The following is a 12,996-nucleotide window of genomic DNA, read 5'->3' on the forward strand; positions in this document are numbered from 1 at the left end:
CGGTTGCGGGTCTTTGTCGGTGTCCCGCTGGACGACGCGGCCATCGAGGCGCTCTTGCCGGTTCAGGAGGCGCTGCGCCAGGGGCGTCTGGTGGACGAGGAGAACTTTCACCTGACGCTGGCCTTTCTCGACGATCAGCCGGAGGCCGCGCTAGCGGAATTGGACGCGGCGCTGCAAGACATCCGCGTGTCGCCATGGGAGATGGAGTTCACCGGAATCGAGGCGAAGGGCGGGCGGCGTCCGGCGCTGGTCTGGGCCGAAGTGGCCAAGGTGGAGCCGCTGCGGCAGTTGCACGACAAGGTGCGCGGCGCGGCCCGGCTGGCGGGGATCGACCTGCCGCGCGAGCGGTTTCGCCCGCATGTCACACTGGCGCGGTTCCCAAGGTCGCGGCCGGTGGACATGGGCCGCCTGACGGCGTTCCTGTCGGAATTCGGCGGATTTCGCGCTGGGCCGTTTGCGGTGGACCGCTTCTGCCTTTATGGCTCGACCCTCACGCCGGATGGCCCGGTCTATGACGTTCTGGCCGACTATCCGCTGTAGCGGCCATGTCTTCCTCTGGCCAAAAATATCCCGGGGAACGGTGAACCGCAGGTTCGCCGTGGGGCGGAGCCCCTCTTTTGCGTTGCCGTCGCCACCCGCGCGCCTTACAAGGCGGGTATGGCCCATGCGTTCCCGATCCGCGTCTATTACGAAGATACCGACATGGCCGGGATCGTCTATTATGCCAATTACCTCAAATACATAGAGCGGGCCCGCAGCGATTGGGTGCGAGGACTGGGCATCGACCAGAACGCGATGCGGCGAGAGGATGGCGTGGTGTTCGCCGTGCGGCGGGTCGAGGCGGACTATCACCATCCGGCCAAGTTCGATGACGAACTGGTGGTAAACACTACCGTCGTCACGGTCACCGGCGCGCGGCTGGTCATGGAACAGAAGGTCCTGCGCGGCGACGAACTGGTCTTTTCGGCACAGGTGACCATCGTCTGCATCAACGACACGGGCCAGCCGGCGCGCCTACCGGCGAATATCCGCCTGATGCTGCACTGATCACCTGCAATTGACCGCGCGGCTGCGGTTGAGGTTGGCTTTCCCCTTGGAAATCGTCTAGTTTTGCGCTCAATACGGCCAGTCAACAAGGCCCGGACAGGTAAAAGAGCAGGCAGATGGAAGCAGAAACCCTGGCAATGGCACAGGAGATGGATTTCTCGCTGTGGGCGCTATTCGCACGCGCGACGCTGATCGTGAAACTGGTAATGCTGATGCTGATCGTGGCGTCCTTCTGGGCGTGGTCGATCATTATCCAGAAGACGATCACCTATCGCAAGGCCCGCGCCGAGGCGGAGCGGTTCGACCGCCGCTTCTGGTCCGGCGAGCCGCTGGACGAGCTTTTCGACGAAATCGGCCCCGATCCGGACGGGCAATCCGAGAGGGTGTTCGCCGCGGGCATGAGTGAATGGCGGAGGTCGCACCGCACCGACGGGGCGCTGATCGCAGGCGCCACGGCGCGGATCGACCGCAGCATGGACGTGGCGATCGTCAAGGAAAGCGAGAAGCTGCAGAGCGGGCTGACCATCCTGGCCTCGATCGGGTCGGTGTCGCCATTCGTGGGTCTGTTCGGCACGGTCTGGGGCATCATGAACGCCTTCATCGAGATCGCCGAGCAGCAGAATACCAACCTGGCCGTCGTCGCGCCGGGGATCGCCGAGGCGCTTCTGGCGACCGGCCTGGGCCTGCTGGCGGCCATCCCGGCGGTGGTGTTCTACAACAAGCTGAGCGCGGATGCGGACCGGATCGTGGCGAGCTACGAGGCCTTCGCGGACGAGTTCGCGACCATCCTGAGCCGGCAGTTGGATTCCTGACATGGGAGCCGGTGTCGTCCAGAAATCGGGAGATTCAGGCCGCAGGCGCAGAGGTCGCGGGCGCAGCCGCCCGATGGCGGAAATCAACGTCACGCCTTTCGTGGACGTGATGCTGGTGCTTCTGATCATCTTCATGGTGGCCGCGCCGCTGATGACCGTGGGCGTGCCGGTGCAGCTGCCGGAAACCGCGGCCAACGCCCTGCCGGGCGAGGAGGAGGAGCCGCTGACCGTGACGCTGACCGCCGAGGGCGTGGTGATGATCCAGACCACCGAGGTGCAGCGCGGCGAGCTGGTGAACCGGCTGCGCGCCATTGCGACGGAGCGCGACAGCACGCGGGTCTTCCTGCGCGCGGACGGGGCGGTGCCCTATTCGGACGTGATGCAGGTGATGGGCGCGCTCAATCGCGGCGGGTTTGCCAATATCGGGCTGGTGACCGATGCCGGCGGTCCCACGCTTGACGAGCAGGGCGGCTGAGATGCGGCTGGACACCGGGCAGATCATTTCCGGTGTGGCCCACACGGGCCTTATCGTCTTTGCCATCTTCGGCGGGGCGTTCCAGTCCGAACCGTTGCCGTTCGAGGTGACCGAGGTGACGGCCATCTCGGAAGAAGAGTACGCGGCGATGATCGCCGAGCCGTCGCCCGACGCGGTGGCCAATGTCGATACGCCTGAACCGCCCGAGGAAGGCCAGGCGCCGGAGCTGTCGAGCGAGGCCGACGCCGCGCCCGAGCAGGACCAGCCGGAAGTGACCGAGACCGCCGAGCCGGACCCCGTACCCGAGGCCGTGGAGCCAGAGCCGATCCCGGTGCCCGAGGCCGAAATTGCCGACGCGCCGCAGGAGCCGACGCCGCCGCAGGAGGATACCGCCGTTCTTGCGCCCGAGACGTCCGAACGTCCGCAGCCCCGGCCCGCGCCGCGCGTGGCGCCCGAGGCGGTGGAGCAGCCGGAACCGGATGTCGAGATCGCCGATGTGGACCAGCAGGCGCCCGAGCCGGCCGAGCAGGCCGAGGAGCCGGTGCCCGAGCAGGAGGAAACCGCCCGCCAGGAGGCCACGACCGAGATCGTGACCGAGGCCGAGGAGGTGGCATCCGCCGCGCCGACACGCTCGGTCCGGCCGCGCACGCGGCCCGAACAGGTGACCCCGGCGGCCCAGCCCGACCCGGACCCCGAGCCAAGCCAGGAGCCCGCGCAGCAGGCCGAGCCGGAACCGGCGGCGGAGCCAGAGACGCAAGAGGCCACCAGCCCGGACAGCTCGGCCGTGAACGACGCGCTGGCAGAGGCGCTGGGCGGCGACCCCGAGCCGCAGGGCACGCCGCAAGGTCGACCCCTTACGAGGGGCGAGCGGGATGGTCTTAGAGTTGCCGTTGAGCAGTGCTGGAATGGTGGAAGTCTGAGTACGGACGCATTGCAAACGACCGTCGTGCTGCTAGTTGGTCTCGGACAGGATGGCGTGCCTATTGCAAATTCGATCAGACTTCTTGAATCGAAAGGCGGTTCCGGTGCTGGCACCGACCAGGCGTTTCAAGCCGCACGCCGCGCTGTGCTGCGCTGTGGTGCGCAGGGCTTTGACCTGCCTGCCGACAACTACGCGCGCTGGAAAGAGATTGAACTGGAATTTGATCCGGCAAGGCTGAGGTCACGATAATGGGTGAGGTGCAATCATGTGCATGATACGGAAATTTCTTATTGCAGCCATACTGCTCTTTCCGACTGGTTTGCTTGCCCAAGACCAGACGACGCTGGATAATTTTCGCGAGCGTATCGTCATTCGCGACGGCGTGATCGAGCCCTTGCCCTTTGCCGTGCCGACCTTCGTTGCCGAGACGGCGCAGGCGCAGGAGATGGCGGTCAATATCACGCGGGTGATCGCGGCGGACCTGACGGGCACCGGCCTTTTCCGGGAAATCCCGCAGGACGCGCATATCGCGCGGGTCACGGCGTTTTCCAGCCCGGTGCAGTTTCCCGACTGGAAGGCGATCAACGCGCAGGCGCTGATCGTGGGCGGGGTCAGCGTGGATGACAGCGGCAAGGTGGTCGTGCGGTTTCGCCTTTACGACGTGTTCGCGGGGCAGGAGATGGGCCAGGGCCTGCAATTCGTGGGCACGGTGGATGGCTGGCGGCGCATCGCGCACAAGGTGTCGGACCAGGTCTATTCCCGGCTGACGGGCGAGGACCCGTATTTCGACAGCCGGGTCGTTTTCGTGTCCGAGACCGGCCCCAAGGACGCGCGGCAAAAGCGGCTGGCGATCATGGATTATGACGGCGCCAACGTGACCTACCTGACGGACAGCGCGTCGATCGTGCTGGCGCCGCGGTTTTCGCCGGGCGGGGATCGGGTGCTTTACACCAGCTATGAAAGCGGGTTTCCCAAGATCTACGTGCTGGACGTGGCGACGGCGGGGCGCAACGTGCTGAACGCCGCCGATGGCGAGATGAGTTTCGCGCCGCGCTTTGCGCCCAACGGGCAGACCATCGTCTACAGCCTGACCACGGGCGGCAACACCGACCTTTACCAACTGAATATCGCGTCCGGTCAGACCTCGCGCCTGACCACCACGCCGTCGATCGAGACCGCGCCCAGCTTCAGCCCCGATGGCAGCAGGATCGTGTTCGAATCCGACCGTTCGGGCACGCCGCAGCTTTACGTGATGCCCGCCGGCGGCGGCGAGGCGACGCGGATCAGCTTCGGGCAGGGCCGCTATGGCACGCCGGTCTGGTCGCCGAGGGGCGATTTGATTGCCTTCACCAAGCAATCCAAAGGCCGGTTCCATATCGGCGTGATGCGCACGGATGGCAGCGAGGAACGCCTGTTGACCGCCTCCTTCCTGGACGAGGGGCCCACTTGGGCGCCCAATGGCCGGGTCATCATGTTCACCCGCGAAACCCAGGGCGCGCAGGGCGCGTCGAGCCTGTGGTCGGTGGACATCACCGGACGCAACCTCAAGCAGGTGCGCACCGAAACCGGCGCCTCGGACCCGTCCTGGGGACCGTTGCAGAACTGAGGCCGCAAAAGGGACATGCATCCGATGCGGGCCTATGATATTAACCATTGCAAGAGCAACAAGACATCGAGTGGGGCACTGAAATGAAACATCTGAGCAAGGCACTGATCGTGGTGGCGGGGCTGGCGGTCAGCGCCTGCAGCAATCCCGACCGGTTCGGCGACCAGTACGGCGACGGCACGGGCACCAGCGGCACGGCAGGCGGCGTCGCGGGCACCGCGCAGGATCCGCAATCGCCGCTGTATTTCCAGCAGACGATCGGTGACCGTGTGCTGTTTGCCGTGGACCAGTCCACGCTGTCGCCCACGGCGACGGCGACGCTGGACGGACAGGCGCAATGGCTGGCCACCAACGTGGAATACAACGCCATCATCGAAGGCCATGCCGACGAGCAGGGCACGCGGCAATACAATATCGCGCTGGGCGCACGCCGCGCCAACGCGGTGCAGGAGTACCTGATCTCGAGGGGCGTCAGCCCGGCCCGGCTGAAGGTCATCAGTTACGGCAAGGAACGCCCGCTGGAGATTTGCAGCGAGGAAGCGTGCTATGCCAAGAACCGCCGGGCGGTGACGGTGATCTCGGCTGTGCCGACAAGCTAGGGCGATTGGTGGAGTGAACATGCGTCGTGTGATACTGGGCCTCGTGGTGGCCGCGTTCGGGATGGGGCCGGTTTCGGCCTCGGCCCAGCAGGCCAATACCGAAACCCTGGCGGATATCCGGCAGGAGCTGTCGGTGCTGTATGTCGAACTTCAGAAGCTGAAGCGTGAGCTGAACACCACCGGGGCCACGGGCACCGCGACGGTGGGCGGCAGCGTGCTGGACCGGGTCAACACGATCGAATCCGAATTGCAGCGCCTGACCTCCAAGACCGAGGAGCTTGAGTTCCGTATCGACAGCGTGGTGACCGACGGCACCAACCGCGTGGGCGACCTGGAGTTCCGCATCTGCGAGCTGGAACCCTCGTGCGATATCGGCAGCATCGAGCCCGGCGACACGCTGGGCGGGGTGGCGCCGGCGACGTCCGGGCAGGGCGCGACGAGCGCCGCACCGGCCACCGGCACGACCGGCAACGCCACCACGGGGGACGCCAGCGGCAGCACCGCAGGGGGCGAGGGCAACGTGCAGATGGCCGCCGCCGAGCAAGCCGATTTCGACGCGGCCATGGCGGCCTTCGAGGCGGGCGAATACGCCGCCGCGGCCGAGCAGTTCGAGCGTTTCACCACCAATTATCCCGGCAGCCCGATGGAGGCGCAAGCCGGGCTGAAGCGGGGCGAGGCGCTGGAGCAGGCAAATGACATGACGGGCGCCGCGCGCGCCTATCTCGACACGTTCAGCACCGCGCCGGACGGCCCGCAAGCGCCGCAGGCGCTGTTCCTGCTGGGCCGGTCGTTGGGCGCGCTGGGCCAGACCAACGAGGCTTGCCTGACCCTGGGGGAGGTGGCGCAACGCTTTCCGCAATCGCCCGCGGTGGGGCAGGCGGCGTCGGCGATGCAGAACCTCGGGTGTTCGTGAACGACTCCACGTCGCATATTCTCGATCAGTTCGTAGCGACATTCGGCAATGCCCGGCCCAGGCGGCTGGGCATTGCCGTATCCGGCGGCAGCGATTCGCTGGGCCTGCTTCTGCTGGCCCGCAAATGGGCGACGCAGGGCGGGCCGGACCTTCATGCGGTGACGGTGGACCATGGCCTGCGCGCGGCGTCGCCGGACGAGGCGGCGGCGGTCTCGGGCATCTGCGAGCGGCTGGGCGTCGCGCACAAGACGCTGGAATGGCGGGGCTGGAAGGGCGCGGGAAACCTGTCTGACGCGGCGCGCCGAGCGCGGTACAGCCTGATTGCCGATTGGGCCAAGACCGAGGGCATCACCGACGTCGTGCTGGGGCACACGCTGAACGACGTGGCCGAGACCTTCGTGATGCGGCTCGCGCGCGAGGCCGGGGTCGACGGGCTGGCGGCGATGGCACCAAGCTGGCGGCAGGGCGAGGTCGCGTTCCGCCGCCCCCTGTTGCAGGTGTCGCGGGCCGAGTTGCGGGCGCTGGTCGAACGCGAAGGGCTGGACTGGGTAGACGACCCGAGCAATGTCGACGACGCGTTCGAGCGGGCGCGGGCGCGCAAGGCGCTGGCCGTGCTGGAGGATCTGGGGATCACCGCCCGCGGGCTCGGCAACGTCGCCCGCCACCTGGGTGAGGTCCGCACGACACTTTACTGGTACGTTTTCCTGGCGGCGCGCAACTATGCCACATTCGACAGGGGCGACGTGCTGATCGACCGCAAGGGCTTTCGTACCCTGCCGCGCGACATCTGCCGCCGCATGGTGCAGGAGATCCTGTGCTGGATCAGCGGCGCGGAGTACGGCCCGCGCGGCAAGGCCGTGGACCTGATGCTGGAAGCGATCCGTGGCGGCACCGGCATGACGCTGCACGGCGTGATCCTGAGCGTCGAGGCCGAACGCCTTCGGTTCTCGCGCGAGGCAAAGGCGGTGGCGGACGTGACGGCGAAGCCGGGCGCCGCCTGGGACGGGCGCTGGCAACTCGACGGCCCGTGGCCCGAGGGCGCCAAGGTGGCCGCACTGGGCGAGGCGGGCGTGCTGGACTGCGAAAACCGTGCGCAATCGGGGCTGCCGCACACGTCGCTGGCGGCCAGCCCGGCCGTCTGGCGGGACGGGCATTTGGTCGCGGCGCCGCTGGCCGGGCATGCAGAGGGCTGGACGGCAACACTTTTGCGGGATGAAGACATGTTCTTTGCAAGCGTCCTTGCGCATTGAACAACACTTAACGATCTCTATTTATAAGGTTCGGGCCATGTGTTAGGTCAGGCCCGGAATGACGTGAGGAGAAAGCCCTTGGGCAACGCGAGAAACTTCGCCTTCTGGTTGGTCCTGTTCCTGTTGATCATGGCGCTGTTCAGCCTGTTCAACGGATCGGGCAACACCCTGCAAAGCAAGGCAATTCCCTATTCCGAGTTCGTTCAGGCGGTCGAGGGCGGTGAAGTGTCCGAGGTGACGCTGGACGGCGAGAACGTGCGTTTTCGGGGCGAGGACGGCAACAATTACTCGACCATCAAGCCGGAGGACGCCGAGATCACCGCCCTCCTGCTGGAGCAGGATATCCCGATCAAGGCGGAATCGCAGGAGCAATCCGGCTTTCAGACCTTCCTGATCTCGCTGCTGCCTTTCGTGCTGCTGATCGGCGTGTGGATCTATTTCATGAACCGCATGCAGGGCGGCGGCAAGGGCGGCGCCATGGGCTTTGGCAAATCCAAGGCCAAGATGCTGACCGAAAAGCATGGCCGCGTGACGTTCGACGACGTGGCGGGCATCGACGAGGCCAAGGAAGAACTGGAAGAGATCGTCGAGTTCCTGCGCAACCCGCAGAAGTTCAGCCGTCTGGGCGGCAAGATCCCCAAGGGTGCGCTGCTGGTCGGCCCTCCGGGTACCGGTAAGACGCTGCTGGCCCGCGCAATCGCGGGCGAGGCGGGCGTGCCGTTCTTCACCATTTCGGGCTCGGACTTCGTCGAGATGTTCGTGGGTGTCGGCGCCAGCCGTGTGCGCGACATGTTCGAGCAGGCCAAGAAGAACGCGCCCTGCATCGTCTTCATCGACGAGATCGACGCCGTGGGTCGCCACCGTGGCGCCGGCTATGGGGGCGGCAACGACGAGCGCGAACAGACGCTCAACCAGCTTCTGGTCGAGATGGACGGGTTCGAATCGAACGAAGGTGTGATCATCATCGCAGCCACCAACCGCAAGGACGTGCTGGACCCCGCGCTGCTGCGCCCGGGCCGGTTCGACCGGCAGGTGACGGTGCCCAACCCCGACATCAAGGGCCGCGAGAAGATCCTCGGCGTCCATGCCCGCAAGACTCCGCTGGGCCCGGACGTGGACCTGCGCATCATCGCGCGCGGCACGCCCGGTTTCTCGGGGGCGGACCTTGCCAACCTGGTGAACGAGGCGGCGCTGATGGCCGCCCGCGTGGGCCGGCGGTTCGTCTCGATGGTGGATTTCGAACAGGCCAAGGACAAGGTCATGATGGGTGCCGAGCGGCGCAGCATGGTGCTGACGCCCGCGCAGAAGGAAAAGACCGCCTATCACGAGGCCGGTCACGCCATCGTCGGCCTGGCCCTGCCGCAATGCGACCCGGTCTACAAGGCCACGATCATTCCGCGCGGCGGTGCATTGGGCATGGTGGTCAGCCTGCCGGAGATCGACCGCCTGAACTGGCACAAGTCGGAATGCGAGGAAAAGCTGGCCATGACCATGGCCGGCAAGGCCGCCGAGATCATCAAGTACGGCCCCGACGCGGTGTCGAACGGTCCGGCGGGCGACATCCAGCAGGCGTCGTCGCTGGCGCGGGCCATGGTGCTGCGCTGGGGCATGTCCGACAAGGTCGGCAATGTCGATTACGAACAGGCGCACGAAGGCTACATGGGCAACGGCGCCGGCGGCTTCTCGATCTCGGCCCACACCAAGGAGCTGATCGAGGACGAGGTCAAACGCATGATCGACGAGGCGTATCAGCGGGCCTATGACATCCTGACCGAACGGCAGGAAGAGTGGGAACGTCTTGCGCAGGGCCTGCTGGAGTACGAAACCCTGACCGGCGAGGAGATCGAGCGCGTCATCAACGGCGATCCGCCCGAGGCAAATGACGACGACCAGGGCGGTACACCCCAGAAGGACGACAAGCCTTCACTGACCGCGATCCCCAAGACCAAGCCGAAATCGTCGCCCCCCGATGGCGGGCTGGAGCCGGAACCCACAGCGTGACGATGACGACTACCGCGAAGACCGACTGGAACCCGGGCGCCTATGCCCGGTTTCACGATCTCCGGCTGCGGCCGGGCCTCGACCTCGTGAACACGATCAGCAGCATGGGCGCGGGCGACATCTACGATCTGGGCTGCGGCAGCGGCGCCCTGGGCGAGGCGCTGCGCGCCCGCGCGGGCGGCCGCAAGGTGATCGGCGTGGATGCCAGCCCGGCGATGCTGGAAAAGGCCCGCGCGTCGAAGGGCCACGACAGCTACAGCCAGGCCGACATCGCCGAATGGACACCGTCGCGGGCGCCGGGGCTGATCTTTTCCAACGCCGCGCTGCACTGGGTGGGCAACCACGAGCAGTTGCTGCCCCGACTGGCCCGGATGCTGAGCAAGGGCGGCACGCTGGCCGTGCAGATGCCGCACCAGAACAAGGCGCCGTCGCACCGCGTCTGGCTGAGCCTGGTCGAGGAAATGTTTCCCGGCCGGGTCGAGAAGATGGGCACGCCCGGCGTCATGGCGCCGGTCAAGTACGATGAGCTTTTGTCCGGCATGGGCCAGTTCCGCCTGTGGGAAACCGAGTATTACCAGCGCCTGATGGCCGAACCGGGCAGCCACCCGGTGCGCCGCTTCACCGAGAGCACATATGCACGCCCCGTGCTGGAAGCGCTCGACGAAGGCGAGAAGGCGGCGCTGATCAAGCGTTACGAGGAAGCCATGCACGCGGCCTATCCGGTGCGGTCCGACGGTTCGGTCCTGTTCCCGTTCCGCCGGATGTTCTTTACCCTGTCGGTCTGAGCGGGGCGTTTTCTTGGAAAGAAAACGGGACGGAATTTTTTCAAAATTCCGGCGTGTGCCAGGATTGACCCGCAGGCGTGACAGGCTGAAAGTGCGCCCGACATCCCGGAGAGTGCCATGCCTGCTTTGATACCCACCGACCACTATGCCGAAGTCACCTGGATCGGCTGCGTCGCCGATCAGGACAGCGACATCCGCTCGGCGGCGCTGGACGGGGTGGACCTCACATGGGACGGCGTGCCGGGCGAGTTTCACGGCGGGCGCACCCGTCCGGCCTGTGTGCGGGTGAAGGACCAGCACGCGGAAGGCACCGAGATTGCCAATGTGCGGCAGATGTCCATCGTCTCGGCCGAGGAAATCGCGGCCATCGCCGACGAGATCGGGATCGACGCCGTGCGCCCCGAATGGCTGGGCGCGTCGCTGGTACTGAAGGGGATCGACGATTTCAGCCGTCTGCCGCCCTCGTCCCGGCTGCAGACCGAGGCCGGGACGGCGCTGATCGTGGACATGGAAAACCGCCCCTGCATCTGGCCCGCGAAGGAGCTTGAAAAGGACCATCCCGGCCTTGGCAAGCGGTTCAAGCCCGCTGCGGCGCACCGGCGGGGTGTGACCGCCTGGGTCGAACGGCCCGGGCCCTTGCGCGTGGGCGACAGGATGCGCCTGCATGTGCCCGACCAGCGGCCCTGGCTGCATCTGGAAGGATGCCTCAGCGGCAAGTCGTTCTGAGCACGGCCCGGCGTTTCCGGTGCACATTGGAAACACTCGAGTTTCCGATGTGAAACGCGGGCGCGACAGGCTGCCGCATCAGCCCGCGGAAATGTCGGATTCCTGACCGGGTGAGGGCATCCGAATTTGTATGGCTGTCCCCGAAGCATCATCGCTTATGTCCAAAGGGAAGACAAAATGAGCCACAAATCAGACATCGAGATTGCGCGTGCGGCGTTGAAGAAGCCGATCCAGGAGATTGGCGACAAGCTTGGCATTCCGGGCGAGCACCTGCTGCCCTACGGGCATGACAAGGCGAAGGTGAGCCAGGACTACATCAACTCGGTCCAGGGCAACGAGGACGGCAAGCTGATCCTGGTGACCGCGATCAACCCGACGCCGGCGGGCGAGGGCAAGACCACCACGACCGTGGGGCTGGGCGACGGCCTGAACCACATCGGCAAGAAGGCGATGATCTGCATCCGCGAGGCGTCCCTGGGGCCGAACTTCGGGATGAAGGGCGGCGCCGCGGGCGGCGGCTATGCGCAGGTCGTGCCGATGGAGGACATGAACCTGCACTTCACCGGCGACTTCCACGCGATCACCAGCGCCCACGCGCTGCTGAGTGCCATGATCGACAACCACGTCTACTGGGGCAACGACGCCGAGATCGACACCCGCCGGATCGTCTGGCGCCGCGTGGTGGACATGAACGACCGCTCCTTGCGCCAGATCACGTCGTCCCTGGGCGGTGTGGCCAACGGCTTTGCCCGCGAGGACGGCTTCGACATCACCGTGGCCTCGGAGGTCATGGCGATCCTGTGCCTGGCGAGCGACCTGAAGGACCTCGAGGAACGGCTGGGCTCGATGATCGTGGCCTACCGCCGCGACCGCAGCCCGGTCTATTGCCGCGACATCAAGGCCGAAGGCGCGATGACCGTCCTTCTGAAGGACGCGATGCAGCCCAACCTGGTGCAGACGCTGGAAAACAATCCGGCCTTCGTGCATGGCGGCCCGTTCGCCAACATCGCGCATGGCTGCAACTCGGTCATCGCCACGAAGACGGCGCTGAAACTGTGCGACTACGTGGTGACCGAGGCGGGCTTCGGCGCGGACCTGGGCGCCGAGAAGTTCATGAACATCAAGTGCCGCAAGGCCGGGATCGCGCCCTCGGCGGTGGTTCTGGTCGCCACGGTGCGGGCGATGAAGATGAACGGCGGCGTGGCCAAGGCCGACCTGGGCGCCGAGAACGTCGACGCGGTCAAGGCGGGCTGCCCGAACCTGGGCCGGCATATCGAGAACGTCAAGTCTTTCGGTGTACCGGTGGTGGTGGCGATCAACCACTTCGTGACCGACACCGATGCCGAGGTGCAGGCGGTGAAGGACTTCGTGGCCGAGAACGGCGCCGAGGCGGTGCTGTCGCGTCACTGGGAGCTGGGCTCGGAAGGGTCGGCGGATCTCGCCAAGAAGGTCGTGGAGACGATCGAGAAGGGCGAGGCGGACTTCAAACCGCTTTATCCCGACGAGATGGGTCTCTTCGAGAAGGTCGAGACCATCGCCAAGAAGATCTACCGTGCCGACGAGGTGATCGCGGACAAGAAGGTGCGCGACCAGCTGAAGCAATGGGAAGACCAGGGATACGGCAACCTGCCCGTGTGCATGGCCAAGACGCAGTACAGCTTCTCGACCGATCCCACGCAGCGCGGCGCGCCGACGGGCCACTCGGTCCCGGTGCGCGAAGTGCGGCTCTCGGCCGGCGCGGGCTTTGTCGTGGTGGTCTGCGGCGAGATCATGACCATGCCGGGCCTGCCCAGCCGACCGGCCTCGGAAAACATCCGCCTGAACGACCAGGGCGAAATCGAAGGGTTGTTCTAAAGGACG

13 protein-coding genes are annotated in these 12,996 nt (G+C 66.1%); all 13 read left to right on the forward strand.

Translation table 11 applies throughout. The features are described from left to right. Nucleotides 1-3 precede the first annotated feature (3 nt). The 13 genes from thpR (at nucleotide 4) to ACSQ76_RS04890 (ending at nucleotide 12,990) form a co-directional block, all read left to right on the forward strand. Nucleotides 4-540 (forward strand): RNA 2',3'-cyclic phosphodiesterase, encoded by a 537-nt coding sequence (gene thpR / locus ACSQ76_RS04830; RefSeq protein WP_437155661.1) that lies wholly within the window; start codon nucleotides 4-6, stop codon nucleotides 538-540. Between the two features lie 117 nt (nucleotides 541-657). Beyond that, on the forward strand, nucleotides 658-1,047 hold the full coding sequence (ybgC, locus tag ACSQ76_RS04835) for a tol-pal system-associated acyl-CoA thioesterase (protein ID WP_437155662.1): 390 nt from the start codon (nucleotides 658-660) through the stop codon (nucleotides 1,045-1,047). A gap of 116 nt (nucleotides 1,048-1,163) precedes the next feature. Further along, nucleotides 1,164-1,859, forward strand: a complete 696-nt coding sequence (tolQ, locus tag ACSQ76_RS04840) for a protein TolQ (RefSeq protein WP_306128166.1) — start codon at nucleotides 1,164-1,166, stop codon at nucleotides 1,857-1,859. 1 nt (nucleotide 1,860) lies between these two features. Further along, the gene (tolR, locus tag ACSQ76_RS04845) at nucleotides 1,861-2,334 is read left to right on the forward strand and encodes a protein TolR (RefSeq protein ID WP_437155663.1); all 474 of its coding nucleotides are present in this window, start codon (nucleotides 1,861-1,863) and stop codon (nucleotides 2,332-2,334) included. A gap of 1 nt (nucleotide 2,335) precedes the next feature. Further along, the gene (locus ACSQ76_RS04850; protein WP_437155664.1) at nucleotides 2,336-3,505 is read left to right on the forward strand and encodes an energy transducer TonB; all 1,170 of its coding nucleotides are present in this window, start codon (nucleotides 2,336-2,338) and stop codon (nucleotides 3,503-3,505) included. A gap of 13 nt (nucleotides 3,506-3,518) precedes the next feature. Next, a complete protein-coding gene (gene tolB, locus ACSQ76_RS04855; RefSeq protein WP_437158160.1) occupies nucleotides 3,519-4,862 on the forward strand; it encodes a Tol-Pal system beta propeller repeat protein TolB in 1,344 nt (447 codons plus the stop codon). An 83-nt stretch (nucleotides 4,863-4,945) separates the two neighbouring features. Continuing rightward, nucleotides 4,946-5,461: a peptidoglycan-associated lipoprotein Pal gene (pal, locus tag ACSQ76_RS04860; protein WP_306128162.1), complete on the forward strand. Its 516-nt coding sequence runs from the start codon at nucleotides 4,946-4,948 to the stop codon at nucleotides 5,459-5,461. 19 nt (nucleotides 5,462-5,480) lie between these two features. Continuing rightward, nucleotides 5,481-6,374, forward strand: a complete 894-nt coding sequence (ybgF, locus tag ACSQ76_RS04865; RefSeq protein WP_437155665.1) for a tol-pal system protein YbgF — start codon at nucleotides 5,481-5,483, stop codon at nucleotides 6,372-6,374. Next, the gene (gene tilS, locus ACSQ76_RS04870) at nucleotides 6,371-7,624 is read left to right on the forward strand and encodes a tRNA lysidine(34) synthetase TilS (protein ID WP_437155666.1); all 1,254 of its coding nucleotides are present in this window, start codon (nucleotides 6,371-6,373) and stop codon (nucleotides 7,622-7,624) included. The genes ybgF and tilS overlap by 4 nt, the downstream gene beginning before the upstream one ends. A 78-nt stretch (nucleotides 7,625-7,702) precedes the next feature. After that, entirely contained in the window at nucleotides 7,703-9,625 is a 1,923-nt protein-coding gene (gene ftsH / locus ACSQ76_RS04875) for an ATP-dependent zinc metalloprotease FtsH (protein ID WP_306128159.1), read from the forward strand. Nucleotides 9,626-9,627: 2 nt separating this feature from the next. After that, a complete protein-coding gene (locus ACSQ76_RS04880) occupies nucleotides 9,628-10,410 on the forward strand; it encodes a methyltransferase domain-containing protein (RefSeq protein ID WP_437155667.1) in 783 nt (260 codons plus the stop codon). A 117-nt stretch (nucleotides 10,411-10,527) separates the two neighbouring features. Next, on the forward strand, nucleotides 10,528-11,136 hold the full coding sequence (locus ACSQ76_RS04885) for an MOSC domain-containing protein (RefSeq protein WP_437155668.1): 609 nt from the start codon (nucleotides 10,528-10,530) through the stop codon (nucleotides 11,134-11,136). 177 nt (nucleotides 11,137-11,313) lie between these two features. Further along, on the forward strand, nucleotides 11,314-12,990 hold the full coding sequence (locus ACSQ76_RS04890; protein ID WP_437155669.1) for a formate--tetrahydrofolate ligase: 1,677 nt from the start codon (nucleotides 11,314-11,316) through the stop codon (nucleotides 12,988-12,990). The last annotated feature ends 6 nt before the right edge of the window (nucleotides 12,991-12,996 follow it).

Source organism: Roseovarius sp. B08, assembly GCF_051417955.1.
Lineage (GTDB): Bacteria > Pseudomonadota > Alphaproteobacteria > Rhodobacterales > Rhodobacteraceae > Roseovarius.